This window comes from Bartonella schoenbuchensis R1 (assembly GCF_002022685.1).
Classification (GTDB): domain Bacteria; phylum Pseudomonadota; class Alphaproteobacteria; order Rhizobiales; family Rhizobiaceae; genus Bartonella; species Bartonella schoenbuchensis.
The window spans coordinates 866,250-890,337 of the sequence record NZ_CP019789.1 but is presented as its reverse complement, the minus strand read 5'-3'; the positions used below and the strand labels follow the sequence as shown (position 1 = coordinate 890,337).

Annotated in this window: 20 protein-coding genes, 3 tRNA genes and 5 pseudogenes; 16 read left to right on the top strand and 12 right to left on the bottom strand. The window is 34.6% G+C overall.

All coding sequences use genetic code 11. The annotated features are described in order from the left end of the window. Nucleotides 1-52: 52 nt before the first annotated feature. The 3 genes from BscR1v2_RS03825 to rpe form a co-directional block, all read right to left on the bottom strand. Nucleotides 53-601: an RBBP9/YdeN family alpha/beta hydrolase gene (locus tag BscR1v2_RS03825; RefSeq protein ID WP_078689793.1), complete on the bottom strand. Its 549-nt coding sequence runs from the start codon at nt 599-601 to the stop codon at nt 53-55. A gap of 75 nt (nt 602-676) precedes the next feature. Next, nucleotides 677-1,978, bottom strand: a complete 1,302-nt coding sequence (gene purB, locus BscR1v2_RS03820; RefSeq protein WP_078689792.1) for an adenylosuccinate lyase — start codon at nt 1,976-1,978, stop codon at nt 677-679. Between the two features lie 10 nt (nt 1,979-1,988). Beyond that, nucleotides 1,989-2,663 carry a ribulose-phosphate 3-epimerase gene (gene rpe / locus BscR1v2_RS03815; RefSeq protein ID WP_078689791.1) on the bottom strand — a complete coding sequence of 225 codons (675 nt, stop codon included), beginning with the start codon at nt 2,661-2,663 and terminating at the stop codon, nt 1,989-1,991. 155 nt (nt 2,664-2,818) lie between these two features. Here rpe and BscR1v2_RS03810 point away from each other — a divergent pair, with 155 nt between their 5' ends. Beyond that, the gene (locus tag BscR1v2_RS03810) at nt 2,819-3,352 is read left to right on the top strand and encodes a flavin reductase family protein (RefSeq protein ID WP_078689790.1); all 534 of its coding nucleotides are present in this window, start codon (nt 2,819-2,821) and stop codon (nt 3,350-3,352) included. 1,177 nt (nt 3,353-4,529) lie between these two features. Next, nucleotides 4,530-4,946 (top strand): RNA polymerase-binding protein DksA, encoded by a 417-nt coding sequence (dksA, locus tag BscR1v2_RS03805; protein ID WP_010703810.1) that lies wholly within the window; start codon nt 4,530-4,532, stop codon nt 4,944-4,946. 52 nt (nt 4,947-4,998) lie between these two features. Here dksA and BscR1v2_RS03800 read toward each other — a convergent pair whose 3' ends face one another. Beyond that, a complete protein-coding gene (locus BscR1v2_RS03800; RefSeq protein ID WP_078689789.1) occupies nt 4,999-5,538 on the bottom strand; it encodes a flagellar biosynthetic protein FliO in 540 nt (179 codons plus the stop codon). Nucleotides 5,539-5,910: 372 nt separating this feature from the next. On the opposite strand from BscR1v2_RS03800, the gene BscR1v2_RS08230 reads away from it, so the two are divergent. The 3 genes and pseudogenes from BscR1v2_RS08230 (at nt 5,911) to BscR1v2_RS08550 (ending at nt 8,305) form a co-directional block, all read left to right on the top strand. Continuing rightward, a complete protein-coding gene (locus BscR1v2_RS08230) occupies nt 5,911-6,645 on the top strand; it encodes a PAS domain-containing protein (RefSeq protein WP_236828971.1) in 735 nt (244 codons plus the stop codon). A gap of 38 nt (nt 6,646-6,683) precedes the next feature. Then, nucleotides 6,684-7,798, top strand: a pseudogene (locus BscR1v2_RS08225) (two-component system sensor histidine kinase NtrB); the annotation flags it as partial. A gap of 183 nt (nt 7,799-7,981) precedes the next feature. Continuing rightward, complete coding sequence (locus tag BscR1v2_RS08550; protein ID WP_418214940.1) at nt 7,982-8,305, top strand: response regulator; 324 nt, start codon at nt 7,982-7,984, stop codon at nt 8,303-8,305. Nucleotides 8,306-8,422: 117 nt separating this feature from the next. Here BscR1v2_RS08550 and purN read toward each other — a convergent pair whose 3' ends face one another. After that, nucleotides 8,423-9,052, bottom strand: coding sequence for a phosphoribosylglycinamide formyltransferase (gene purN, locus BscR1v2_RS03790; protein WP_257787973.1), 630 nt, complete (start codon nt 9,050-9,052; stop codon nt 8,423-8,425). Next, nucleotides 9,036-10,117: pseudogene (gene purM, locus BscR1v2_RS03785) on the bottom strand (phosphoribosylformylglycinamidine cyclo-ligase). Before purM ends, purN begins: the two are co-directional and overlap by 17 nt. Before the next feature lie 170 nt (nt 10,118-10,287). On the opposite strand from purM, the pseudogene BscR1v2_RS03780 reads away from it, so the two are divergent. From BscR1v2_RS03780 to BscR1v2_RS03760, 5 genes and pseudogenes are all read left to right on the top strand, one after another. Next, nucleotides 10,288-11,498, top strand: a pseudogene (locus BscR1v2_RS03780) (AI-2E family transporter). Continuing rightward, a complete protein-coding gene (gene hdaA / locus BscR1v2_RS03775; RefSeq protein ID WP_078689788.1) occupies nt 11,495-12,190 on the top strand; it encodes a DnaA regulatory inactivator HdaA in 696 nt (231 codons plus the stop codon). Before BscR1v2_RS03780 ends, hdaA begins: the two are co-directional and overlap by 4 nt. A gap of 634 nt (nt 12,191-12,824) precedes the next feature. After that, nucleotides 12,825-12,901: transfer RNA gene (locus BscR1v2_RS03770), tRNA-Pro, on the top strand. An 86-nt stretch (nt 12,902-12,987) separates the two neighbouring features. Next, complete coding sequence (locus BscR1v2_RS03765) at nt 12,988-13,296, top strand: ETC complex I subunit (RefSeq protein ID WP_078689787.1); 309 nt, start codon at nt 12,988-12,990, stop codon at nt 13,294-13,296. A 33-nt stretch (nt 13,297-13,329) separates the two neighbouring features. Next, a tRNA-Arg gene (locus tag BscR1v2_RS03760) sits at nt 13,330-13,406 on the top strand. 412 nt (nt 13,407-13,818) lie between these two features. Here the strand turns inward: BscR1v2_RS03760 and pcsA are convergent. Beyond that, nucleotides 13,819-14,595, bottom strand: coding sequence for a phosphatidylcholine synthase (gene pcsA, locus BscR1v2_RS03755; RefSeq protein ID WP_078689786.1), 777 nt, complete (start codon nt 14,593-14,595; stop codon nt 13,819-13,821). 262 nt (nt 14,596-14,857) lie between these two features. On the opposite strand from pcsA, the pseudogene BscR1v2_RS03750 reads away from it, so the two are divergent. From BscR1v2_RS03750 to BscR1v2_RS03730, 5 genes and pseudogenes are all read left to right on the top strand, one after another. Next, nucleotides 14,858-15,987: pseudogene (locus tag BscR1v2_RS03750) on the top strand (UbiH/UbiF family hydroxylase). Nucleotides 15,988-16,034: 47 nt separating this feature from the next. Next, nucleotides 16,035-16,492, top strand: a pseudogene (locus BscR1v2_RS03745) (NUDIX hydrolase). A 318-nt stretch (nt 16,493-16,810) separates the two neighbouring features. After that, the gene (locus BscR1v2_RS03740) at nt 16,811-17,155 is read left to right on the top strand and encodes a hypothetical protein (RefSeq protein WP_078689785.1); all 345 of its coding nucleotides are present in this window, start codon (nt 16,811-16,813) and stop codon (nt 17,153-17,155) included. Continuing rightward, a complete protein-coding gene (locus BscR1v2_RS03735) occupies nt 17,133-17,453 on the top strand; it encodes a hypothetical protein (protein WP_078689784.1) in 321 nt (106 codons plus the stop codon). The genes BscR1v2_RS03740 and BscR1v2_RS03735 overlap by 23 nt, the downstream gene beginning before the upstream one ends. A gap of 201 nt (nt 17,454-17,654) precedes the next feature. Then, nucleotides 17,655-17,744: transfer RNA gene (locus BscR1v2_RS03730), tRNA-Ser, on the top strand. Between the two features lie 209 nt (nt 17,745-17,953). Here BscR1v2_RS03730 and BscR1v2_RS03725 read toward each other — a convergent pair. Continuing rightward, nucleotides 17,954-19,273, bottom strand: a complete 1,320-nt coding sequence (locus tag BscR1v2_RS03725) for an outer membrane protein (RefSeq protein ID WP_078689783.1) — start codon at nt 19,271-19,273, stop codon at nt 17,954-17,956. A 435-nt stretch (nt 19,274-19,708) separates the two neighbouring features. On the opposite strand from BscR1v2_RS03725, the gene BscR1v2_RS03720 reads away from it, so the two are divergent. After that, entirely contained in the window at nt 19,709-20,218 is a 510-nt protein-coding gene (locus BscR1v2_RS03720) for a superoxide dismutase family protein (RefSeq protein WP_078689782.1), read from the top strand. Between the two features lie 148 nt (nt 20,219-20,366). Here BscR1v2_RS03720 and BscR1v2_RS03715 read toward each other — a convergent pair whose 3' ends face one another. Genes BscR1v2_RS03715 through sufC form a run of 4 tightly spaced genes read right to left on the bottom strand, consistent with a single transcriptional unit; the run spans nt 20,367 to nt 24,050 of the window. Next, nucleotides 20,367-20,768: an SUF system Fe-S cluster assembly protein gene (locus BscR1v2_RS03715; RefSeq protein ID WP_078689781.1), complete on the bottom strand. Its 402-nt coding sequence runs from the start codon at nt 20,766-20,768 to the stop codon at nt 20,367-20,369. Then, nucleotides 20,761-22,005: a cysteine desulfurase gene (locus BscR1v2_RS03710; protein ID WP_078689780.1), complete on the bottom strand. Its 1,245-nt coding sequence runs from the start codon at nt 22,003-22,005 to the stop codon at nt 20,761-20,763. Before BscR1v2_RS03710 ends, BscR1v2_RS03715 begins: the two co-directional genes overlap by 8 nt. Before the next feature lie 9 nt (nt 22,006-22,014). Beyond that, nucleotides 22,015-23,283 carry a Fe-S cluster assembly protein SufD gene (sufD, locus tag BscR1v2_RS03705; RefSeq protein ID WP_078689779.1) on the bottom strand — a complete coding sequence of 423 codons (1,269 nt, stop codon included), beginning with the start codon at nt 23,281-23,283 and terminating at the stop codon, nt 22,015-22,017. 11 nt (nt 23,284-23,294) lie between these two features. Next, complete coding sequence (gene sufC / locus BscR1v2_RS03700) at nt 23,295-24,050, bottom strand: Fe-S cluster assembly ATPase SufC (protein ID WP_010703793.1); 756 nt, start codon at nt 24,048-24,050, stop codon at nt 23,295-23,297. Between the last annotated feature and the right edge of the window lie 38 nt (nt 24,051-24,088).

The following is a 24,088-nucleotide window of genomic DNA, read 5'->3' as shown; positions in this document are numbered from 1 at the left end:
ATTGGGTAAAGTAATATAAAATGTATTATTCTGAGAATAATTCATATTATCTTTAAAGCTTTGCGAGAAAATGGGAGAAAATTATAAGTCCTTCAGGCCAAGGACCATGGCCAGATTCCACGTTAATATGTCCAGACTGTCCAGCATCAACAAAAAGCGCATTCCAGTCTTTTGCAAGATTTTCTGCTACTGAGAATTGGCAAAATTTATCATTGCGACTGGCAATAACCACTGAAGGGAAGGGGAGTTTCTTGCGATGATATGGACCAAATGTCATTAGATGTTTGGGGCGTATTTCTTCATTTTCTACATCTGGTGGGGCAACAAAGAAAGCACCACAAACTTTTTGTGCATTTTGAGCAATTGCGTGAATAACTGTTGGCACTCCCAATGAGTGAGCAATAATAACAACAGGTTTATTGGCTTGTGTGATGGCATTTTTTACTTCATTAATCCATTCTTCACACACAGGTTTTGACCAATGGGCTTGTTGAACACGCCGAGCAGTAGATAATTTTTGTTCCCAACGTGTTTGCCAATGATCCGGACCAGATCCTTTATAGCCGGGAACAATAAGAATATCGAGTTGATTTGCTTTCATGAATGTCTTTCTTTATGAAAACGTACTTTGAACTAGCAAAAACAAAAGATTTTTATTTTTTTACAGTTGTTACTATTATCCAAACACACGTCTAAAAATTGTATCAACATGTTTAGTATGGTAGGCAAGGTCAAATTTTTCGCGAAGATCTGCTTCATTTAAAGCTTTTGTGACATCTTCATCTTTTAACAATTCTTCTAAAAAATCTTTTCCTTGTTCCCAAACTTTCATCGCATTTCGTTGAACAATGTGATAAGCATTTTCACGACTTATACCAGCTTGTGTGAGCGCTAGAAGCACACGTTGTGAATGAATAAGACCACGGAATTTATTGAGATTTTTTTGCATATTTTCTGGATAAACGATTAAATTTTCAATCACAGATGTTAATCGAGAAAGAGCAAAATCAAGTGTAATAGTAGCATCAGGGCCAATATAACGTTCAACAGATGAATGTGAAATGTCACGTTCATGCCAAAGCGCAACATTTTCCATAGCAGGTACTGCAAATGCGCGCACCATACGTGCCAGTCCAGTTAAATTTTCTGTTAAAACTGGATTACGTTTATGAGGCATAGCAGATGAACCTTTTTGCCCAGGTGAGAAATATTCTTCTACTTCAAGAACTTCTGTTCTATGCAGATGACGTATTTCTATGGCTAACCTTTCGATAGATGAAGCAATGACTCCAAGTGTTGCAAAGAACATAGCATGACGATCACGTGGTATTACTTGGGTAGAAACAGGCTCAACACGCATGCCTAATGCTTGTGCTACATGTTCTTCAACGCAGGGGTCAATATTTGCAAAAGTGCCAACAGCTCCTGAAATAGCACAAGTGGCAATTTCTTCCCTTGCAGCAAGCAAACGTTTGTGACAACGGAGAAATTCAGCATATGCAAGGGCAAGTTTAGCTCCAAATGTTGTAGGCTCGGCGTGAATGCCATGACTACGTCCAATAGTAATTGTCTCTTTATGTTCAAAGGCACGTTTTTTTAGCACTTCAAGAAGTTGATTTATATCTCTCAACAAAATATCGCTGGCACGCATTAATTGAACATTGAATGCTGTATCTAAAACATCTGATGATGTCATACCTTGATGAATAAAACGAGATTCTGGCCCAATAAATTCAGCTAAGTGGGTTAAAAATGCTATAACATCATGCTTTGTAGTCGCTTCAATTTCATTAATACGATTAATATCAAATTCAGCTGCTGCACCTTTTTCCCAAATGATTTTAGCTGATTTTTCTGGAATAACACCAAGTTGAGCTAACGCGTCACAAGCATGTGCTTCAATTTCAAACCAAATACGGTATTTAGTTTCTGGTGACCAAATTGCTACCATTTCAGGGCGAGAATAACGCTCGATCATGATTTTTTCCTTATTGTGAGAGTTTTGCTGCTTGGCGCAGTGCGTTAATGCGTGTTTTATAAAGATCTTTGTTACCATTTTTATAAATTGCAGATCCTGCAACAAATGCATTTGCACCAGCTTTTGCAGCTATTCCAATTGTACCAACTGTAATGCCACCATCAACTTCAAGATCAATAGGTCGATTGGCAATCATATTTTTTACTCGTTCGATTTTATTTTTCATTTCTGGGATGAAGCTTTGTCCACCAAAACCTGGATTGACAGTCATAATAAGAATGAGATCTAATTGATCAAGCAAATACTCCAGCACATGTTCTGGCGTGCTTGGGTTGATTGAAACTCCAGCCTTTTTTCCCATCGCTTTAATTGTTTGCAGTGAACGATGAATATGAGGACCTGCTTCAGCGTGAATGGTTATAATATCTGCGCCAGCTTGCGCAAAGGCTTCAAGATAAGGATCTACAGGTGCTATCATGAGGTGAACATCAAATATTGCTTTAGTTAGTGGGCGTAATGCTTTGACGACATCAGGGCCAAAGGTGATATTAGGAACAAAGTGGCCATCCATAATATCAAGGTGAAGCCAGTCTGCACCAGCATCAACAACATCTGATATTTCCTGACCGAGTTTAGAAAAATCAGCAGCCAAGAGTGAGGGTGAAATGAAATGGGGACGGGGCATTAAGATCTCCTGAGTGAGCCCTTTTTAGCGTATAATATTGTGTGATAAAATATACATTTTTGTTGCTCATATATGATATAAAAGAATAAGAATATGTAATAAATCAATTTATTGAAATATCCATTGAAATTTTGAAAGCTATCTAAGTGAAAAATATGCAAAATCATACAAAAGATTTAATGCCTAAATTTCAACAAATTGCTACGGTTTCTTCACAAGAATATCGGGATACTATGAGTTGTCTGGCAGGGGCAGTACATATTGTAACGACAAATGGTGCTAAAGGAAAGCGTGGGGTAACAGTTTCAGCTTGTTGTTCTTTATCAGATGATCCTCCGATGCTTCTTGTTTGCTTAATGCGGCATAATCCTGAAAATAAGCTGTTTATGGAAAATGGAAATTTTTGTGTCAATAGCTTAGCAGGAAAACATCGTTCATTATCAGAAGTTTTTTCTGGACGCTGTGGTTTTACACAAACTGAACGCTTTAATACAGCTCAATGGAATGTTTTACAGACTGGTGCACCTAGCTTATCAGGTGCCTTGGCTTCATTTGACTGCCGTTTGATTTGTTGGCACCAACATGCGACTCATTATATTTTGATTGGTGAAGTTGTTGCGATAAACCGTAATCAAGAAAAAGACGCTTTAATGTATTTTAATCGTGACTATCATGTTTTGTCTTTATAATTTCTGCTTTGTTATTGGGTAAGTTTTGGTTATGCATGTTTTTCATGCCTAAATTTTTAATAATTAGCCTTAGGTTTTTTATCAATTGTAAAGAAAAATAATTATATTTATCAATTTATTATTTAAAAATGTTGATATAAAACTTAAGGAGTTTTATTTTTTTAATCACGATAGCGATATAGTTTTGGTTAATTTAAATTAGAAATACTGCTATTACTGATTTTTACGCTATGATTTATATGTATTTGTGCGACTTGATTCTTCTTTAAAAATATTTTGTTTTTGTGAGTTGAAAAATATTAATATAACAATTATCGTTTAATCAGGTATTAGGTTTTTTGGGGTATTTTAAAAAAATAAGCAAAGCACTTTTATATTTCAGGTGCGCTTTTGTCGGATCTTATCAGATACTGGGGACCGAATGAAGAATTTTATTTCATAATTTTTATCAAAACTAGTAAATAAAAATATGAATTATACATAGGATAGATGCTAATTTCGTGTTGCTATCATTTTATGTCAAATAATATAGGGTGTTCAATATCTTCTACACTAGCTCCTTGTTATAGAAGTTTCATATAAAAACAATTAATGCTTTATATAGTGTTCAAGTTTTTGTATTATATTAGTGTTTGATTTTTGTATGAATAAATAAAGTGTATCAAATTTTGTAAGGTCATTTAGCCTTAATCTTGCTAAAGGAAAGGCGGGTCAATATACCCATTACTAGCAATTCACGTTCTTATGTGCGTTGTGTGTGAAAATTTTTTTATTTGCTTTTGAAAAGGGAATGAGACTTAACTGCCAGAGCAGAGATTACAAAATTTTGTGCTCAATCTTTAATGATTTAAAAATGGTTGAAGTTTCATTTTGAAGATAATGAAAAACCAAAAAACTATCCTTTTATTTCTGCAGATTTTTTTACATTCAATTAAGAAAATTATTTTCTAGAATTAATATGGCAGATTTTATAGTTTATGCTGATATAAAAGAATTTACAAAGCTTCTTTAAATAAAAATATTATGAAATTTCAACATATTACACAAAAAATGAACTGAAAAATTTAAATAATGAATTCAAGATATTCTTATTTTTATAGAAATATGTTTTACACTTGTGTTGATTTTGGGTATACAATATATAGACCACACATACCATATGTGGAGGTTTTATGGCATGAATAAAGTTGTTAGCGGTCAGTATCGTCCTAGTGAAGATGAGCCTTTTATGAATGAGCGGCAAAAGGCATATTTTCGTGCTAAATTAATTTCTTGGAAATGCGATATATTAAAGGAAACTCGTGAAACTTTAGAGAGTTTGCAAAAAGAAAATGCTAATCAGTCTGATTTAACTGATCGGGCATCTTATGAAACTGATCGTGCAATTGAACTACGTGCTCGTGCTCGCCAGAGAAAACTCATTGCAAAAATAGATGCAGCTTTGGAGCGTATTGATAATGGTACTTATGGGTTTTGTGAAGAAACTGGAGAACCTATTAGTATAAAACGTCTTGAAGCACGACCAATTGCAGTTTTATCATTAGAAGCGCAAGAACGCCACGAACGACGAGAAAAGGTCTATCGTGATGATTAAAATCAATTTACAATCAAAAAACAAAATACTCAATATTAGAAAATAAAGTACTTTATTTGGGAGTAGGAATAAAGAAAGATGGTTCTTGCCGTTCTTCAATTTCAGCTGTGAGTGCCGAATCTTTTAACTGTTTATTTTCAGAGGAGGGGGAGGGAACATTATCTTGTGTAGGTTTTATTGTACTGCTGGATAAAGAGGTTTGTTCAGTAAAGGTAGCATTGAAATTAGTTTTTGCCATTTTTGATGTTGGCTGTGTATCTCTTTGTGCTCTGTTATAATTTTCGTATGCAGTTTGTGTTTTGACAATATTAGATTCTATAACAGTATCTGTCGTTCCACCGATGAGAATTAAATGCTCTACATCATCGCGACGTATTAAAACAAGGCGGCGTGTACGATCAATAGCGATTGTGTCAGATATGATTAATCGTAATGGATGCTTTTTTTTGTTGAAATTAAATCCTCCTTTATTCAAATAGCGCAAAAGCATTATAACTACAACAATTGCTGCAATTATTATTATAAGAAACACAAGGCTTGTAATTATATTTGCTGCAGATGTTCCTATATAGTTTGATAACCAAATATTCATACTACTTTTTCCTCATTTCATAATGAAATCATTATTTTTTATTATGTAAGTTTATAAATCATTTTAAGAAGTTCAATAAAATGTGAAGTGTTGAGTGATTTCCATTGAGCAAATATACTTATATTATGTATAATAGACAGATTAAGCATATCCTTCATAATAGTGATTGTTGAAGATATTTTTAAGCTTCATGAAGCATCTACAATCGAGACAGATAGAGATGAACAAAGGTTTTAATGGCATGGACAAATTATTACCTCCTTCCATGCGGTGGGGAGCTATGGTCTGGGGGCTTTTTTTTATTGTAATTTTTTGCTCGGTGTGGGTTTTTTTGGCGTTTTTTATCCGCAAAGCTATTTTCATCAGGCTTCTTTGATATCTTTTTTAGTTTTAGCGATTATAGGCATTGCTGCGCTTTTTCTGATAGGAATGGGTGTTTTGAGATATGATATTGGGTCATTGCATAAGAGCTTAGATTTTAGTGTCTTTGATGAGATAGATGATGCAATTGTAATATCTGATTTATCAGGTTTTGTTTATTACTCTAATCAGAATTATCAGAAAATTTTTACTTATAAACCTGAGGCTTCTTGTTATGCAGTTATTGCTGATCTTCCAGGTGCTAGTGCACTTTTATATCGCTTGAAAGTTGCAGCATTTAACAATCTTTCAGCTCAAGAAACATTAAAGATAGATCGATCAATTTTTATTCATTCTATTCAGAAAAACATTGTATGGTATAATATTTCTGTTCAACCAATACTACAATGGAAAAAAAAGTTTTTATTTTGGCGTATCGCTGATATTTCACATTTAGAAGAATGTCGTGAAACTTTTTGTTTGAATCTTCAAGAAGCTATCAATCATTTAGATCAAGCTCCTGTTGGATTTTTATCTGTTAATGCACAAGGAGTTATTATTTATGCAAATGCAGTTTTTGCCGAATGGTTTTCGATCGATTTGGCAAATTTTACTGTTGGTCAATATAGTTTTGATCAGTTTTTAATGCTTCTGGAGTTAATAGTGTATGGAGTGATATTTGTTTACAAAGTCACGAACATTACAATTCAAATTGTGCTACACCTTACACGTTTTCTTTGTTTTTAACTTCACAAACTGGTGATAAGAAAATATTGAATTGTTTTATGTGTATCTCTTCTCTCCTAGAAGATGATGCTGTCTATCGCATTGTTATGACGCCGCAATCAATGCAAAAGAGAGAAAGCGATTATCAATTAAAATTGCCGAATACATTGATAGAGTATTTTGATGCAAGTCCTTTTGCAATAGCTGTAGTTGACCAGAAAGGGCAGTTTATTCATATCAATAACTCTTTTTTATTATTGATGGAATGTTCTGGCAAAACTATCAATTTTTATGATATTATACCTCACCAAGGTCGTGTTCAGCTAGAGCACGCATTTGAGAAGATTGCAAAGAATAAGAATGATCCAATTTCAATAGACATAGTATTAGAAAATAAAAAAGAGCGTCATTTTCATCTTCATCTTATGCCTATGATGCAATATCATAATGATGCATTAGAAGATTTGGTGATTGTGTCTGTCATAGAAACGACAGAACAAAAAACACTTGAAGATAAAATGGTACAAAATCAAAAGATGCAAGCCGTTGGGCAGTTAGCTGGTGGTATTGCTCATGATTTTAATAATGTTTTAACAGCAATTTTAATGTCATGCGATCTTCTTTTAAACACGCACCGCAGTTCTGATCCAGCCCATGCTGATCTTATCAATATCAAAAATAATGCTAATCGTGCCGCTGCACTTGTGCAGCAATTATTAGCTTTTTCTAGAAAGCAAACACTTAAACCTGAGAAAGTTGATTTTACAGAACTTTTATCCGATATTCGCAATCTTATTTTGTCTCTTTTAGGAAGTAATATCCAGTTGAAAATTATTCATGGAAGAGATCTGTGGAACGTTAAAGTTGATCAAGCTTCTTTTCAGCGTGTTATTATGAATTTAGTAATTAATGCGCGTGATGCTATTGCTATGCCGGGTGGAGGCCTGATAACAATTAAAACAAACAATATTACGAAACAACAAAGTGCTGAATTTAATTATGTTGGCTTTGTGAGTGGTGAATATGTACAATTGACCATTTCAGATACAGGGGAAGGTATATCTGCTTTTGTACAAGAAAAATGTTTGAGCCGTTTTTTACAACAAAAGAAGTTGGTAAAGGAACAGGGCTTGGGTTATCAATGGTTTATGGTATTGTCAAGCAAACAGGTGGTTATATTTACTGTGATAGCCAAGAAGGAAAAGGAACGACATTTCATATTTTTCTACCTCGTTATATTTCTGATGTCAGCAATGAGATTTCTCCACAAATTGAAAAAGTAGAAGAGCAGGAAAAAAATACAGACTTAACAGGCTTTGCGACTGTTTTATTGGTTGAAGATGAAGATGCTGTTAGAATGGGAGAAGTAAAAGCTCTTCAAATGAGGGGATATACTGTTTTAGAAGCTGCAAGTGGGGTGGAAGCGCTTGCTGTACTTGAAGAAAATAAAGGTGCTGTTGATATTATTGTTTCCGATGTAGTTATGCCAGAAATGGATGGACCGACTTTGCTCAAGGAAGTGCGTAAAAAATATCCTGAGATCAAATTTATTTTTGTTTCAGGGTATACAAAAGATGCTTTTACTAAAAATCTTTCAAAAGATGCTGTTTTCGGATTTTTATCTAAGCCGTTTACACTCAAACAGCTAGCTTTAGCTGTTAAAGAAACGTTAGCACAGTAAAAATATTAGCAAAAATATATTAATGAAGATAATAAGTTTTTATATCAAAATTTGTACTCATTAATCTAGAAAATGGATAAGTGAATTTAAAAGAGATATTTAACATAAGAGATTGTTTTAAAATGATAAAAGCTGCTGTTGATAATCTATTATTTTATCGTTATCATTACCTTTAATAAATTCTTTTAAAGCTTGCGGGTAGAGTTTATGCTCAACTTGAAGAACTCTTTGCGCTAACATTTCAGGAGTGTCATTAGGGCACACTGGAACGGCAGCTTGAGCAAGAATCCTTCCTTCATCCATTGCTTCTGTAACAAGGTGAACTGTACAACCAGTAATTTTAACACCTGCTTGCAAAACTCTTTCATGGGTATTTAAACCTTTAAATGAAGGTAAAAGGGAAGGGTGAATGTTAAGGATCCGTCCTTCATAGGGTTTTATAAAATGCGGTGAAATAAGCCGCATATAGCCAGCTAAGCAAATAATATCTGGTTGATATTGAGCTAAAATAGTAAGAATAGATTCTTCATGGGCTTCTTTAGTTGAATAATTTTTACGATCTACAATATGAGTAGGCAAGCCATTGGCACGTGCCTTTTCAATACCAGCAGCATGGGGTTTGTCGCAAATAACTGCAATGATTTCAGCAGGATAATTAGCTTGTTTGCTTGCTTTAGCAAGGGAAACCATATTAGAACCATTGCCGGAAATAAAAATAATTACTTTTTTTTCATAAGTGAAGAGCACCTTTATAAGCAATTCTTTTATTTTGGTATTTTGTTAAAATACCAAGTGAAGTAACTGTTTCTCCTCGTGATTTGAGTTCTTGTGTAATAGCTTCAACTGAGTTTTGTGCTACAATAATAACCATACCAATACCACAATTGAATGTTCGTAGCATTTCTGTTTCTTGTATTTCACCTTTTTTGGCAATCCATGAAAATACTGGCGGCACATTAATAGCAGAAAGATTAATTTCAGCACAAAGAGAAGGGGGAGGATGCGTGGAATGTTTTCTGGAAAGCCACCACCTGTTATATGGGCAAGAGCTTTAATCCCTTTATAATTTTGTATAATTGGCAATAGTGATTTGACGTAAATGCGAGTTGGCGTGAGAAGTGCTTCCCCAAGGTTTATTTTAGGGTTAAAGGGGGCAGGGTCATTCCATTTTAAACCACTTTGTTTAACGATCTGCCTGACGAGAGAAAAACCATTAGAATGAACACCAGATGAACTAAGGCCTAAAATAACATCACCTTCTGTAAGATCTTTTGAAGGCAACAATGAATTGCGTTCAACAGCTCCTACAGCAAAACCTGCTAAGTCGTAATCTCCGTTTGCGTACATTCCAGGCATTTCTGCAGTTTCTCCTCCAATAAGAGCAGCGTTTGCTTGCTGACATCCTATTGCAATGCCTGAAACGATTTCAGCACCTTGTGTAGCATCAAGCTTTCCAGTTGCAAAATAATCTAAGAAAAAAAGAGGTTCAGCACCTTGGACAATTAAATCATTAACGCACATGGCTACAAGATCAATACCAACAGTATTATGAATACCTATTTCAATAGCAATTTTTAATTTTGTACCCACGCCATCATTCGCTGCCACAAGAATGGGGTCTGTAAAGCCTGCTGCTTTTAAGTCAAATAAGCCACCAAAACCGCCGATTTCTGCATCTGCACCTACTCGTTTTGTTGAGCGTATATAGGGTTTGATGTTTTCTATCATGGTGTTACCCATATCAATATCAACACCAGCAGCTGCATAAGTAAGGTTATTGGGTTTATTATTTGTTGGGTTTTTGTTGCTCATTGGAGCCTTCTTTATGAAAAATCAATTTTAATGTTGTTTACGCAATGCCATGATAGCACTATCTCTGCAAGAAATTTAATATTTAACATCCAGAAATAAATGATTGTTTACCTTGAACCTAAATGAAAGAAGTTGCATAATCTTTTATAAAGGATTTTTTGAGGATATCGATGAATAAAATATCAGATAGTCATAATAACCCTAATTTACAGTCAATGAAAGAGAAAATCAAAGAAAGCAGCCTTCAAGGCCGTTATACTTCTTATGTTCCAGCTTATGCCCAAGTGCCTTTACCAAACAGTATGAAAAAACAAGTTTTTTTCTGGCTTGGGACATTGATTTTTTTTGTAATCTTTATGTTTGTTTTTGGATCAGTTTTACTTCCTTTTGTAGCAGGGATTGTGTTGGCTTATTTTCTTAATCCGATTGTACAATTGCTTGAAAAAGTTGGTATTCGTCGTGTTTTTGGTACAATTTTAATTACCTTATTTATTGTTGTTATTTTTGTTGCTGCTTTAACAATTTTAATTCCTATTGTCAGTTGGCAAATACAACAATTTGTGAGTAGTGGTTTACCAATTTATGTTAGTCGCATTCAAAATTTTTTGACAGAATCTAATTTTGATTGGGTAGGGCGTTATTTTGGTAGTGATCCAAATGAATTACAAACCGATATTAAAGTTCTTTTGGGGCAAAGCTCTGATTTTATTACGTCTCTTTTAAATTCACTTTTAAGATCAGGCAAATCCATTGTTAATATTTTCAGTCTGCTTGTGGTAGCACCTGTTGTGGCATTTTATATGTTACTAGATTGGCAGCGTATGGTTGAAGCCGTTGATTCTTGGATACCGCGAGATCATCTTGAAACTGTCCGCAGTATTTTTTACGAAATGGATAGAGCCATTGCAGGCTTTGTTCGTGGGCAAGGAACGGTTTGTTTAATATTGGGGGGTATTATGCTATTGGCCTAACTATTACGGGGCTTAATTTTGGTCTTTTAATTGGTATGTTTGTTGGCCTCATCAGTTTTATCCCTTATATTGGTACAATGAGTGGGTTTATTTTATCTGGTGGTGTTGCATGGGTCCAGTTTTATCCCGATAATTGGAGCCGGATTGTTATTGTTATGGTTGTTTTTTTTATTGGTCAATTTATTGAAGGCTATATTCTTCAACCAAAGCTTGTTGGCTCATCAGTGGGACTTCATCCGGTATGGTTGATGTTTGCGCTTTTTGCTTTTGGTTCGTTATTTGGTTTTACGGGCATGTTGGTTGCTGTTCCTGCTTCTGCTGCCATTGGTGTTTTGGTTCGTTTTGCTCTTCATACTTATCTTAATTCTCAAATGTATTCACAAAGTGGGAATTCGGGGTCAGTAGAATGAATGAACATGAAACACAATTACCTTTAGACTTTTCCTATGAGTCGGTTTTTCGGCGAGATGATTTGGTGGTTACAGATAGTAATCGTATGGCTTTTCAGTTGGTTGATCATTGGCCAAATTGGGTATTACCTATTGCCGTTTTGGTTGGAAAAGAAGGATCTGGAAAAACGCATTTTTCTAGCGTGTGGGTACAAAAAGCTAATGCTTTAATTGTTCATCGTGATGAAATTGACCAAGTAATTACTGCAGCTTCTTCAGGTAGATCACTTTTAATTGAGGATATTGATACGGGGAAAATCAATGAAACTGGGCTTTTTCATTTGATTAATAGTATTAAACAGGCAAATCTCAATGTGCGTCAAGGTCAAGCTACTTTATTGATGACTGCTCGCACACTACCATCTACATGGGATTTAAAGCTAAATGATCTAAAAAGTCGTCTTAATTCAGTTATGTTAGTTGAGATTGATCAACCTGATGATGCACTATTAACGGCTATTGCATTTAAACTTTTTTCAGATCGCCAAATTACTGTTCATTCAGATATTATCCACTATCTTGTAAGTCGTTGTGAACGTTCTTTATTTGCATTAAGATGTGTTATTGATTCTGTTGATAAATTAGCATTGCAAAGAAAAAGAAAAATAACACGTGCTGTCATTTGTGAAGTCATTAATACGCAAATGCAATAAATATATTTTAAGTGTTGTCTTTAGTTGTTTAATAAAAATATATGGTTTTTATTGGTCTTGAAGTACGTAAACAGGAGGGAAATCGCTAAATTTTCTGCTTTTATTTAACTGATAATGTTTGTATAGGCAGTAATGCATCATGCGTCATTGGTTAATTTTGAAAAGTCAAGAATCTAACTATTTCATATAAAAAGGGGATGAGGAGGCGATTTGTTTTCCTTTTGTAAGGAAATTTTTGTAGTTTGAATACTGCAAAACATTTATTTAATTGTATATTGGTCTGTTATCAGTAAGCTGTAAACTTTATTGAGTGGGATTGTTTATAAATGGAAAGTAGGGGGGTAGTTTTTATTGTGCTCAAATTATTTGTGTTTTAAATTATATCAATCGTCATTTTATAGATAAAATAATAAGATTCGTTAAAGAAAATTACGTATGGAATTTTTTAACGTGTGCAGTTTAAGCTTTTTTTTAAAAATATCATTTTTTCTGCTTATAATATGTCATTGGCGATAAGAAATGTTTGAAAAAAGCTATTATCCATAAAAAAAGAGAACAAAATTTTAAAAAAATGTGTTTTACACTTGCACTTCTGTTGTGAAAATTTTAGGGAAGGGACATCAAATATAAAACGCGGAGCGTAGCGCAGTCTGGTAGCGCACCTGATTTGGGATCAGGGGGTCGTAGGTTCGAATCCTATCGCTCCGACCATATGTTTTATTTTGATGTAAAAATGGATTTATTGAATAGCATACAGTGTTGTTATTTAAGCGTTGTGTCGTCTAAAGGGAAAGAATATGGTTGCACGTATTTATAGTCCGGCGAAAACATCAATGCAGTCGGGCAAGGCTAATAGTGGTTTTTGGGTTCTGCAGTATGAGCCGGAGCAAGCAAAAATGCTTGAACCTCTTATGGGATATACAGCAACATCAGATATGAATAGTCAGATAAAAATCCGGTTTAAAATAAAAGAAGAAGCCATTGCTTTTGCTCTCAAAAATTCTATTCCTTATCGTGTAGAAAATTCATGTAAGCCTTCTTTTCGGCGTGCTGTCTCTTATTCTGATAATTTTCGTAGTGATCGGCAACAATCTTGGACGCACTAACAAAAAAATGTTTTTAAAAGGTAATCATCAATTGGTCCCGTAGCTCAGCTGGATAGAGCAACGGCCTTCTAAGCCGTGGGTCACAGGTTCGAATCCTGTCGGGATCACCAAATATCAATAAAATCAATAGGTTATATAGAAGTTAGGGATTTTTAATTTCATTGATTTTATTAAGTTTTTTTTAGTTTCACTATCCCGCACCTTTTTTAATTGCTTCTATGGGCAAGCCACTTTCTATCAGCTGTTTTTGTGTAGAGTGCTGCTTATTTAGCTCTGTTGGGAAAGATCTTACCTTTGCCAGGTTACCGGGGAAAATGATGAAGCCGTCAAGATGATTACACGTGTTGAGGTCAATGAATAACGTGAGCAAGCATGTGAAGACTTTGACTTTTATTAATTTCTTGTTGTTGCTGTTAATCTAAAAAGTTCCATAATATATATTATGCGATTTTAAGATATTCTGGTTGCATCCCTTTCTCAAACTTTTTCTTATTCATTAAATAAAATTTTAATCACAATTTATTATTTTGGATCACTCTTTTGTGCACCTAATGTAGGAAATAATTGCATGATGGCACCAATACAATAAATATAAATACCGGTGATCGAGATTCCTATTTTAATCCAATGTGGAGCGTTAAGTTGATAAAAAAATGCAGCAATACCAAATGAACACCACGCAAGAAAAACTGAAAGATTAAGCATACGTAAGCGAATAACTCTTATTGGGTGGATAAAATAAATTGGTAAAAAAGATAAAATTGCTGATAAGAAAATAATAACGAAGGCAACCCATTCTTCAGGTCGCACTACAAAAAGTGTGAAAATCATCATGTTCCAAACAACAGGAAATCCTTTAAAGAAATTTTCTTTAGTTTTCATTCCAGTATCTGCATAATAAATAGCTGATGAAATGACGATAATAGCGCTTAATAAGAATGATAACCCTGCCCCCATAAAGCCGCTTTGATAAAGCGCAAAGGCTGGAATTAAAACATAAGTCACATAGTCAATAATGTTATCTAGCAGTTCACCAGACCATGTTGGAAGTATAGATTTTACATTAAGTTTACGTGCTATTGGCCCATCAATACCATCAACGAGAAGTGCAAGTCCAAGCCAATAAAACATAGCGATCCATTCTTTTTTAGATGCAGCTATTAAAGAAAGGAATGCTAAAAACGAACCTGAAGCTGTTAGCAAATGAACAGAAAAAGCCCTTGCTTGTGGCATTGTTACTGTTTTGGAACGCAATCGATCAGTGTTAGTTTTGATTTTTCTTGTTAATTTACGTCTCAATGTTTTTCTATCCTCACTTTTTAAGCTTTGTTCGTTTTATCTTTGTATCATTTTTCTCTTTATATTGTATGACTAATCTGTAAAAAGAGTACAAGATTACCACTTTTTTATATCGCAAAATTTATTACATTATGTAATAAGAAAAGAATTTCTTTATTTAAAATCATTAAAGTAATTAGTAAATTAGAAAGATTTAAGTTGTTGTGATATTTGAAAAAATGAACATAGAGATGTAGCTGTTGTTGGTGCAGGTCCTGTTGGTATGTTAGCAGCACTTAGTCTTGCGCATAAAAGTTACACTGTTTTTCTCATTGGCCCCCTACTCGTGTAGATGAATTACGAACAACTGCTCTTATGATGCCGGCGATTCATGCTCTTCAAAGATTAAATATTTGGGAAACTGTCAAATCTCATGCTGCAGCTTTATCTTTAATGAGAATCGTTGATGCAACGTCTAGGGTTGTACGTGCTCCTACTGTAAATTTTTGTTCTTCTGAAATTGGTAAAAAGGCTTTTGGTTATAATATTCCCAATTTAAAACTGAACAATGCTTTAATGGATGCCATTGAGCGTACATCAGGCATTATAAGATTTTTTTCTTTAGCAAAATCCTTTCATCATGAACAAGATCATGTAAATATTACTCTTTCGGATGGCAGAGTTATTCAAGCATCGTTTGTTGTTGCAGCTGACGGTTGTCATTCTCCAACACGAGCTGCAGCTGGAATTGGAGTTAAACAATGGAATTATCCGCAGACAGCACTTATTTTAAATTTTGCACATAAGTTACCTCATCAAAATATATCAACTGAATTTCACACAGAGGATGGTCCTTTTACACAGGTTCCGTTACCAGGAAATACATCTAGTCTTGTGTGGGTTACTAATCCCTCACGCGCCAAAGAGTTATTGGATATGCAACCAAAGGCAATAGCAAAAGTGATTGAAGGTCAGATGCAATCAATGCTTGGTGAAGTAACAGTAAAAACGGCAATTCAAACGTGCCCTCTTTGGGGTCTTATCCCTCATTGTTTTGCTGCAAACAGAACAATTTTAGTGGGTGAAGCAGCTCATGTGTTTCCCCCTATTGGAGCACAGGGATTTAATTTAGGGTTTCGTGATGTTCAAACTTTGGTTGATATTTTACCTAACCAGATATCCAATTCTAATTTTAAAACAATTATTGCACAATATAACCGGCGCCGTAAACCTGATGTATTTATTCGCAGCGGATTTGTTCATACACTTAATCATACTTTACTTTCCAATATGTTTCCTGTTCATATTGTACGAAGTGTTGGGCTCGAATTATTACGTAATTTCTCACCGTTACGTAATTTATTGATGCGAGAAGGAATGCATCCTGGTGATGGATTAAAAGCAATAATATAAATTTTTACAATTAATTCTCAAATAACTACATGGTATAATAAGAAGAAATGAACGGTGCTGATATAGCTCATAGTAAATATATTTTAGTAGATGATGCACGTTTTTTACAAATTGGTGCATTAGTTTATCGCATAAAGAATGAAAATCTTGAATTTCTCCTTATTACCAGCCGAGGATCTGGTCGGTGGATTATACCAAAAGGATGGCCAATTCCAAAGAAGTCTTTTTCACAGGCTGTATTGCAAGAAGCTTTTGAAGAAGCTGGAGTGCGAGGTGTTGTTGAAACATTTCCTATAGGCACATATGAATATGAAAAATTAAATTTACCAGTAGAAAAAAACAGTAAGTTCTGTGTCTATGTTTTTGCTGTACTTTATTCTTATCAAGAAAAAAATGGCCAGAACAAAGTCAGCGTATGTATGAGTGGGTTACAGTATCAGAAGCGGTAAAACGTGTTAATGAGCCACAACTAAAAGAAATCTTACTACGTTATAAACCATGTTAAAAATAGTGCATGGTAACTTGTTTTATACACTATCTTTTCTTTTAGCGATCACTTGCTAATATAAATTGCTATAAATTATCATTTGAAAAAATAGACAAAAATACAAATTATCTAAAATTAGCGCTCGTATAATTTTGCAACCAAGATAATAAAAAAAGAAAAGTAGTTTGGGTAGTAAAATAATTTAAACTTTAAAAATCCTATATTCCTTTATTAAGCATAAATATCAAATTCAACATGGATTGGAACTTGTCAGTAATACAAGGGTTAATTATGTGCGCAGAATAGAAAAGCATCGTTTAAATAAATGGTGACAGGATGAGATTAGGTAAAAATTTTAGATTAATTACTTTTTTTGCAATAATGATTTGTATTTCATCTGTAGTTATAGCTTCACCATGTAAGATTTTCTATGACCCTTATTATAAAACGTCAGAGTATGTTTTTATTCAAAAAGTCACTAAAGCAGGCCAAAATTCATTTACTGCTTCGCAAATTAGAAACCGCCTCATAAAAAATGGCTTTCAAAATATTAAACAATTATATTTAGATGACAAAGGTATTTGGCGCGCTTTAGTAGAATTTAAAAATTGTAATTTTCTCATATCGATCGATTATTCTGGGGTGGTTAGCGTCCAAAGTGAAAGAAAAAAATATGATTGATTTTAAAGTTTATGACGAAATTAACCCAAATAACCATGGGAGAATTTCTTTAAAGCAGATTTATCATTTTATTAAAAAATCTGCACTCATTGGAAGTTTAAATGGTAGTATTTCAGGGGCAATTGCAACAATTCTTGCAGTTTACGGTTATATTGCCCTACCAGGGTTTGGTCCAATCATTGTAATGGGTATAGGTGTAGCGCTTTCTGTTGGCATCCTAATTGGTGCAATGATAGGGTTAATAATAGGTGCTGTTATCGGTATAGTTTTTAGTTTTATGAATAATTGGCAATTTTAATTTTTCATTATAATATCAAACCATTAAATAAAAGCAGTGGAATTGTTAGTTTTAATTGAAATGCCTTATAGAAAAGTATATGGCTTAGAAGTTAAGATTAATTAAGCTTAAAGCATTAATTAAAATACTTAAAATCGTATTTAAGTGATTGACCTTTTCGAAGAAGCTTGTAAAAAGTAGCTTATAAAAAATGTGTTTTTTGGAGGGGTGGTCGAGCGGTTTAAGGCACCGGTCTTGAAAACCGGCGTGCAGGAGACTGTACCGTGGGTTCGAATCCCACCCCCTCCGCCACTAAGGTTTGCACAACCTATAATGTATTTATTTTTTAAAGGTTATGTGAGTAAGATAACTAAGGTTAGGAAGATAGGATTTTTTAGCTTTCTTTCGTTGTATAACTATAACTATTCCCCTCCCCTAATCCAGGAAACCATAAACAACGGGTAAAAATAAAAGCTCTACCGTAGATAGAGCTTTTAAAATGATTTAAAGTCCTAAATAAATTAGAATTTATAAGCAACACCAACCCGGAAATCATTGGTTTGGTAATCAAGTTCTAATTTATCCTTAGCAAATTTCTGTTTACCAAAATCTGAGTAGCGATATTCTGCACGTAAAATGACATTGTCAGCCATCGCAAAATCAACACCACCACCAAGAGTATAACCTACCATTATTTTTTTATCTGATAAGCTAGAAGAACTTATTTCGTGACCTTCCGTCTCAATTGATCGTGAAAAGATATTTTGAAGCTGTGCATAAGCAACACCGCCAGCGATATAAGGCACAATACGATCAACTGCAAAACCTATACGTACTCGCGTAGCGCCAGACCACTTTTGTTTTAAAGTGTTACTATAAACTTTAGTCACTTCCGCTATTTCGTCTACTTCCTCCGTTTCCCTTATATAGCGCCTTGCAGACAAAGCTGATCTATTACTATGTGGATATCCTGAAACTGAAGGTCTGGCTTCTGATCCTCGCTGTTGTGCCACTTGTTGTTGTGAAACCTGTTCCTGCGCTGCTGAAGAACTATCTGCCTGTGTTGCTCCAGAGCTTTGAGATCCAGCTTCAGATGTAGAACGTTGTTGAACCTGCGTTAATTGAAATGATTGGCTAAATGATGAACTCTCATTATTTGCCCGTTTTGTTCTCCTAATAGTACTCCTCTCCACCCGTCCTGAAGATGAGTATCCATGCTCTGCACTGCTTGCACTAGATGCGTGATATCCTTGAGATGGTGAATGATTCATGCTTTCCAACCTCGACGCAGATGCATATTCATATAATTGACGCCTTTCACTTTCTGTGTCTGGTCCTTCTTCTATTTCCTCTACCTCTTCTATTTCTTCTAACTCTAATTCTTCAAATTTTCTTTTAGCAACAATTTTTGTATCCTGTTTATTGGACCAAACGATATCTGTATCAACGCCTAGAATGAAACTATTCCCTAAATCAACATTGGCTCCTGCATAAAGACCTCCCATGAAACCGGAAAGTTGAGGCACTGTATCTTTCTCAACCGGTGTCCATTCTCTCGTACTGGGACCTTTTTTAGCATATAAACTGATCCCTGTTTTACCTGAAAAGCCACCAATCTGCCCTCCAAGATAAAAACCATTCCAAGAAAAAGTAGGTGCAGAAATAACTGGTGGAATATCAGAATTAGGACTCATTTCAACAGGTGGTGAAATTTGCTTTGATGCTTGAGGAGGTGAGACAACGGGCCTCGACTCTCGAGGTACCATAATATCTGCTGCTTGTGCTACAGAAGCTGTAAATAGAGTGATAATGGATGTGCTGATTAAACATTTTGTGTTCATGAGTTACTCCGAAGATAATGTTGAGAACCACATAATGATACATTATCCCCATTACATAATCTTTTCAAAAAGAGCTATAATAAAAATGACACAATCATCAAAAATAAATTCTACAGAACTTTAAATAGTGAACTTGCTTATAACTCAGGAACTTAAGATTGACTATTAGCTTTTAGCAGATTTCGATTATTGATACAGATCAGCTTAGAAGTGTATGAAAATATTTTGTAGTATGTTCAGAAGGTACTTAGAATTAAAGGCTAAGAAAGATACATAGTAACGTATTGATTTTACATCAGAAAAATTTTTGTCACAAAATTTACAAAATTATAAAAATATTGTAAACAGGTAGAATATGAGCGGGGAAATTACTACGTTAGATTATTAAAAAGAAAACTTTTTTGTTTAATTTAAATTAGATATGAAAGGTGCTCTATGAATAAAGTCTTTCCCTTATTAACATTACTCATGCTTTTATATTCTAGCATTTTTGCTTTAGCAGAATCAACTCAAGTAACAATTTATAGGCTGGAAGAAAGCGATCTAAAGAAGTCTATTGGTAAGGTTACAATTCAAGAAAATGAATATGGTTTGATTTTTATACCAGATTTGTCTTCATTGCCAGGAGGTTTTCATGGTTTTCACGTACATATGTATCCTTCATGTGATCCGAAAGATGGTGTAATTGGTGGTGCTGCAGGAGGGCACTATGATCCGCAAAATACCAACAAACATCTTGGACCTTACAATATGAATGGCCATCTTGGTGATTTGCCCATGCTTTATGTTGACGAGCAAGGTCGAGCAACCATGAGTGTTCTTGCTCCACGTATTAAAAAACTTACTGAAATTAGAAACCGTTCGTTGATGATACACATAGGAGAAGACACTTTTTCATCAGTAGGTGCTGGTGGTGCGCGTTTAGCGTGTGGTGTTATAAAATAATCACAATGTTCTCATTTTAGCTTTCTGTCATATTTCTTTTAAAAGAAATATGGGTGAAATTATAAAGATGGCATTTATTCATTTCTTTTAAAGGTAAATTAAGGGAAAAAATGCCATCTTTTTTTATACTTTAAAGAAGGTGACATTTTTAGTACCATCCAGTAGCGACTTGTGCTTCTTCTGACATACAATCGGGTGTCCATGGTGGATCAAATGTCATAATCACTTCAACATATGAAACACCTTCAACTGCATTTACAGCATTTTCTACCCACCCTGGCATTTCACCTGCTACAGGGCAACCAGGTGCGGTGAGTGTCATTTCGATTTTTACTGAACGATCGTCTTCAATATCAACGCGATAAATTAGCCCTAGGTCATAGATATTAGCAGGTATTTCTGGATCGTAAATCGTTTTAAGAGCAGAGATGATATCATCTGTCATACGCTCAATTTCAGCTTTTGGAATTGTTGACATACAAGTTTTTTCTTCTTCATTTTTTATGTCAACAGATTCACTAGAGTGACATGCTTCAATTGGTTTAACCATTAAAAAATTTCCTTGCTTTTTCCAATGCTTCAACTAATTGATCAATATCCTCATGATTATTATACATAGCTAATGACGCACGACAAGTAGATGTTAAACCAAAATGCTGCAATAAAGGTTGCGCGCAATGTGTTCCTGCACGTATGGCAACCCCCTGCCGATCAATAAACATCGCGATATCATGTGCGTGAATACCTTCAATTTGAAAAGATATAATAGCACCTTTATTTGGAGAACGGCCATAAATGTGTAATGATTTAACGGTTTCAAGCCCTTCATGTGCATAGGCTGAAAGCGCCATTTCATGCGCGTAAATCGCGTTTCTATCCTTCTCTTGTATATAATCAATGGCAGCTGCTAACCCAATAGCTTCCACTATAGGAGGAGTGCCGGCTTCGAAGCGATATGGAGGACTATTATAAGAAACTTTATCAATTGTCACTTCGTTAATCATTTCCCCTCCTCCCTGAAAAGGGTGCATTTCTTCTAGCCGACATTTTTTGCCATAAAGAACACCAATACCCGTAGGGCCATAGATCTTATGACCAGTAAAAACATACCAATCACAATCAAGATCTTGCATATCAACCGTTAAATGTACAGCTCCTTGAGAACCATCAATAAGTACAGGAATAGCATTTTGGTGTGCTAGCTTAATCATTTCTTTGATGGGAGGAACAGTCCCTAATATGTTGGACATATGGGTAATTGCAACAAGCCGTGTTTTATCACTTAAAGCTTTTTGGAACTCTTCAATGTGTAAAATACCATTTTCATCAACTGGCACAAAAATAAGTTTAACACCTTTCTGTTCACGGATAAGATGCCAAGGAATAATATTTGAATGATGCTCCATAATTGTGAGAACAATTTCATCACCTTCACTCAGTTTAGGCATACCCCAACCGTAGGCTACAGTATTAATAGCCTCTGTCGCACTTTTCGTAAAAACAATTTCTTGAGCTGATTGAGCATTTAAAAAAGCGCGAACTGTTTCACGAGCATTTTCATAAGATTGTGTTGCCGTATTTGATAAAAAATGCATTCCTCGATGCACATTAGCGTAATGGCACTGATAGAGATTATTCATTGCATTAAGAACTGATTGAGGCTTTTGAGCAGATGCTCCACTATCCAAATAAGCCAATCGTTTACCGTAAACATCACATTGTAAAATAGGAAAATCACATCGAATTGCTTCTACATTATAATTCAATGTTTGTCCGTAATTTTCCATTTTTATGCCTTAAATATTCTTTTTTAACCACTCACCAATGATACCACCCAAAATAGCTTGAATGTTATCTTGCTCGATGTCATCAATTAATTCAGAAATAAATCCTTTAACTAAAAGCTCACGAGCAATTTTAAGAGGGATACCACGTGCCATCAGATAAAAAAGATATTCATGATTGATTTTAGCAACTGTCGCACCATGACCACATGCAACATTATCAGCAAAAATTTCTAGTTCAGGCTTTGCATTAAATTGTGCATCATCAGAAAGAATGAGGCTATTACAAGCCATGCGTGCATCTGTATTCTGGGCTTTTTGTGCAACATGTATCATCCCTTGGAAAGCACCATACGCCTTATCTGTAACAACATTACGTATAATTTCCGTAGAAGTTGATTTTTCTTCAATATGACGAACAGTCATTGTAAGATCGCTGTGTGTTTGCCCAGATAATAAATTTATTGCACGTAGCTGAAAATTAGATTCTTGCCCTTGCAATTCAATATCAATTTCTTGGCGGTTAAGTTGGCTACCTATATTAACCACGTAAAGCGATAATTGAGCATTTTTATCAAGCACTGCGTGAAATCGACTAAATTGTGTAGAATCGAAGCCCCTATCTCGGATAAGAATCCACGTAACATTACTATATTCTGCAGCATGTAATGAAAATATCGAGCTGGCAAAAGTATCTTTATTGCCACCAATTTGGCGTTCAATGATCGTAGCTTGACTGTTTTTGCCAATTTTAATTTCTGAAAAAATATGTGATTGCCCACCCATTTGAATATTTTGCAATTCAATTGGATTATCTAATTTTGTATTTTCAGGAATCTGAAAAAGCCAACCATCTGTAACAAAAGCTGTATTTAATTGTGCAATAAAATCTTTATCTGTCGTGACTTGATTTATTTTTGCATGATTTTCTTTCAATGCATCTGCAAGACTTTCTACTATGACACCTGCTATTTGTGATGATGTACGTATTTTGCCGTTTTCGATAGAAAAGACAATATTTTCTGCAAGTAATGCATCGATCAGTTGCTCATTATTTATTTCTGAAAAGTCACTAATAGATTTTAATAAAGTACGTAGATTAGTATAATGCCAGTTTTCAATTTTACGGGAAGGAAGCCCCGTTTTTTGAAATAATTCAATGGCCTGCTTACGTATTGTTTGCACTACCCTATTGCCAGGCAAATGATCCATACGTTGGATAAATTTATTAATAATATCCTTTTCAATAGCTATCAATTCTTGTTGTGAGTTTATACTCATATTCAATGGCCTCAGGCTGTTTTACTGATAATGTCAGCATATCCATTTTGTTCTAGATAAAGCGCTAGTGTTTTATCTCCACTTTTAATAATACGACCTTGATAAAGGACATGTACTGTATCTGGAACAATATAATCGAGCAAACGCTGATAGTGAGTAATAACCAAAAATGAGCGCTCTAAATTGCGAAGTTTATTAACGCCATTGGCAACAATTTTTAGTGCATCAATGTCTAAACCAGAATCCGTTTCATCTAGAATACAAAGAGTGGGTTCAAGGAGAGCCATTTGAAGAATTTCAGCTCGTTTTTTTTCTCCACCAGAAAAGCCAACATTCAATGGGCGTTTAAGCATGGCCATATCTATTTCAAGCTTAGAAGCAATTTCTTTTATACGTTTAATAAATTCAGGAATTTTAAGCTCTTCATTACCACGAGCTTTACGCTGAGAGTTTATTGCAACTTTTAAAAATTCCATTGTTGCAACACCAGGTATTTCCATTGGATATTGAAATGCTAAAAAAATACCATACACTGCACGCTCTGCTGGATCCATTTCTAAAATAGATTGTCCATTATAAAGAATATCGCCTTCTGTCACTTCATAATCATTATGACCAGCAAGTACATATGATAAAGTAGATTTTCCTGCTCCATTTTGCCCCATAATGGCTGCAACTTCACCGTTTTGAACAGTTAAGTTTAAACCGCGAATAATTTCTGTATTGGCTCCAACAATACGAGCATGCAAATTTTTTATTTCTAACATAATTTAATCCTGGTCTTGCTGTTTTATAATCTAACTTT

Coding starts and splice junctions, on each gene's coding strand:
- sufD (WP_078689779.1), bottom strand. CDS start 23,283: ATGAGTATAAACTCACAACAAGAATTGATAGCTATTGAAAAGGATATT.
- BscR1v2_RS03710 (WP_078689780.1), bottom strand. CDS start 22,005: ATGGAAAATTACGGACAAACATTGAATTATAATGTAGAAGCAATTCGA.
- sufC (WP_010703793.1), bottom strand. CDS start 24,050: ATGTTAGAAATAAAAAATTTGCATGCTCGTATTGTTGGAGCCAATACA.
- purB (WP_078689792.1), bottom strand. CDS start 1,978: ATGATCGAGCGTTATTCTCGCCCTGAAATGGTAGCAATTTGGTCACCA.
- hdaA (WP_078689788.1), top strand. CDS start 11,495: ATGAATGAACATGAAACACAATTACCTTTAGACTTTTCCTATGAGTCG.
- BscR1v2_RS03725 (WP_078689783.1), bottom strand. CDS start 19,273: ATGAACACAAAATGTTTAATCAGCACATCCATTATCACTCTATTTACA.
- BscR1v2_RS03800 (WP_078689789.1), bottom strand. CDS start 5,538: ATGAATATTTGGTTATCAAACTATATAGGAACATCTGCAGCAAATATA.
- BscR1v2_RS03765 (WP_078689787.1), top strand. CDS start 12,988: ATGGTTGCACGTATTTATAGTCCGGCGAAAACATCAATGCAGTCGGGC.
- BscR1v2_RS03720 (WP_078689782.1), top strand. CDS start 19,709: ATGAATAAAGTCTTTCCCTTATTAACATTACTCATGCTTTTATATTCT.
- rpe (WP_078689791.1), bottom strand. CDS start 2,663: ATGCCCCGTCCCCATTTCATTTCACCCTCACTCTTGGCTGCTGATTTT.
- BscR1v2_RS03715 (WP_078689781.1), bottom strand. CDS start 20,768: ATGGTTAAACCAATTGAAGCATGTCACTCTAGTGAATCTGTTGACATA.
- BscR1v2_RS03740 (WP_078689785.1), top strand. CDS start 16,811: ATGAGATTAGGTAAAAATTTTAGATTAATTACTTTTTTTGCAATAATG.
- dksA (WP_010703810.1), top strand. CDS start 4,530: ATGAATAAAGTTGTTAGCGGTCAGTATCGTCCTAGTGAAGATGAGCCT.
- BscR1v2_RS03810 (WP_078689790.1), top strand. CDS start 2,819: ATGCAAAATCATACAAAAGATTTAATGCCTAAATTTCAACAAATTGCT.
- BscR1v2_RS03825 (WP_078689793.1), bottom strand. CDS start 601: ATGAAAGCAAATCAACTCGATATTCTTATTGTTCCCGGCTATAAAGGA.
- BscR1v2_RS08550 (WP_418214940.1), top strand. CDS start 7,982: ATGGGAGAAGTAAAAGCTCTTCAAATGAGGGGATATACTGTTTTAGAA.